General features: G+C 59.7%; 1 protein-coding gene. It reads right to left on the minus strand.

Translation table 11 applies throughout. The features are described 5' to 3' along the window. On the minus strand, nucleotides 1–652 hold a 652-nt coding region (locus tag NMG80_RS04120; protein ID WP_254016959.1), incomplete at both ends, for an ATP-dependent DNA ligase.

Consider the following 652-nt stretch of genomic DNA (forward strand, 5'->3'; position numbering starts at 1 on the left):
AGCCGCTCCCGCATCTCGCGATTGACGCTCACAAACGCACTGCCGACATATTTGCGGGTCCCCGGCTCGGCCATCAGAGCAAACGCCGGCTTGCCCCTCTCGCGTTCGACACCAAGAAGCTCGAACTCGCTTTCGGTGAAGGACTTGGTTTTCAGCCAATTGGTAGTCGGGCCGCTGCGATATTTGCTGTCTCGACGCTTCGATACCATCCCCTCAAGGCCGGCCGCGTCGATCAAATGATAGATCGCGTTGGCTTCGCCCGGCATCGTCTCGCTGAACTGGATGCGACTGTCGGACCCTATGAGGCCGGCCAGGATTTCTCGCCGATCCTCAAGCGTCATGTCGCGCAAGTCGTGGCCATTTAGGTGCAGGAGATCGAACGCGACGAAATAGAGGTCGTGCTGTCGCCTGGTGATTGCCTTGCGCAGCGCGGCAAAGTCCGAAAGGCCAGCCTCATTCAAGACGACGACTTCGCCGTCGATGATGGCATTCCGTACGTTGAGACCTTTGGCGGCCTCGGCCAGATCGCGGTACTTCGATGTCCAGTCTAGGCCGCGGCGGGTGAAGATCCGCACACCGTCAGCGTCGATGATGATCTGGGAGCGGTAGCCGTCGAATTTGGCTTCATGCATCCAGTCATCGCCTTGGGGCG

It is taken from the genome of Mesorhizobium escarrei, assembly GCF_935825525.1.
GTDB lineage: Bacteria > Pseudomonadota > Alphaproteobacteria > Rhizobiales > Rhizobiaceae > Mesorhizobium > Mesorhizobium escarrei.